Genomic DNA, 1370 nt, shown 5'->3' with positions numbered 1-1370 from the left:
TGCGCGGTCGGATCGGTTCGTAGGCCGCGCATCGGTCGTAGCCGGTGTTTTAGCTGGCTGTGATCAGCCTCGATCGGGTTGTTCGCGTGCTGCTCAGAGAATGCCCCGCGTCCCGCGCCTACTACGAGAAGAAACGCGCCGAAGGAAAACACCACCGTCAAGCAATGATCGCCCTCGCCCGACGACGCGTCGATGTCCTCTGGGCACTCGTCCGCGACGGCAAAACCTTCACCCGACCCACCACACCTGCCAGCACCACCGCCTGACCCGCACCCACCCACCGCCGACGCCGTTGCACGTCGGCCGCCTGACCCTGCCCAGCAAGATCAACCGGAATCACATTGAGACTTCTAACCCGAGGCTCCGCCCGTGGTCGCAGGCTGATGACCTGCGGCTTTTGATGTGCCGCCTCCGTGTGCCAGTCGCAGCGGGATCCTGCTGTGATCGCTTGCTGAAGATCAGCAAGGCTGGCGATCGTCATGCTCCAGCAGCGAGAGAAGGACCGCAGCGGACAGCGCATCGTTGCCCCTGCCCATGCGCTGGAGACCTGACTTGGAACCCGTCGACGACCGGATACGGATCCGCCAGCAGTTCGGGTGTCCGCCCCGCCGCAACCCTCCGGCAAACCGGGGGAACCTCAGTCTGGTCGTTGTCGTGTTGGTCGGTGTCGATCGTGATCAGGCGGGCTTTGGCGAGTAGTTCCAGGCCCATGTAGCGGCGGCCTTCGGTCCATTCGTCGGTCTGCTCGGCCAGGACCGCGCCGACGAGTCGGATGATCGCCGCCCGGTTTGGGAGGATGCCGACGACGTCGGTGCGGCGACGGATCTCCTTGTTCAGTCGTTCCTGGGGATTGTTCGACCAGATCTGGCGCCAGATCTGACGCGGGAAGGCGGTGAACGCGAGCAGGTCGTCGCGGGCGGCATCGAGGTGCTCGGCGGCGGCGGGGAACTTCGCCTCGATCGTGGTCACGACCCGGCCGAACTGGGCCCGAACGGCGTCAGCGTCGGGCTGGTCGAAGATCGTCCGAACGAGGGTGGCGATCCACGGCTGCGCCGACTTCGTGACTTTGGTGAGCAGGTTGCGCAGGTAGTGGGTGCGGCAACGTTGCCAGGAGGCGCCTGGCAGGGCGGCGCCGATGGCGGCGACGAGGCCGGCACCAAAAATGGTCCTTGTTGCCCGTATCCCGCTGCGATATCTCGCCGTCGGACGCGAGCAGCCCGAGAACCAAACTCCCGCCCTTGCTGGCCTCGTCGCCGTCCTCGGCCTGGCACCCACCTAGCCTCGGTCTTTCGCTAGTGGTTGATCATGGATCGTTCGGGCATTAGTTGATCTCTGTCTGCGGTTGGCCGAGTGTGGGCATGGTGATGGCC

General features: G+C 65.3%; 2 pseudogenes. One reads left to right on the top strand and one right to left on the bottom strand.

Features of this window, described 5'->3' with window-relative positions:
- Positions 1–104: 104 nt before the first annotated feature.
- Positions 105–266 (top strand): annotated as a pseudogene (locus ACWD5O_RS37195) (IS110 family transposase); the annotation flags it as partial.
- A gap of 400 nt (positions 267–666) precedes the next feature.
- On the opposite strand, the pseudogene ACWD5O_RS37190 reads toward ACWD5O_RS37195, so the two are convergent.
- Positions 667–1200 (bottom strand): annotated as a pseudogene (locus ACWD5O_RS37190) (transposase); the annotation flags it as partial.
- Between the last annotated feature and the right edge of the window lie 170 nt (positions 1201–1370).

Source organism: Micromonospora sp. NPDC005161 (assembly GCF_053599855.1).
Note: the sequence above shows the minus strand (reverse complement) of the source record. Positions and strands in the feature narration are given on the sequence as shown.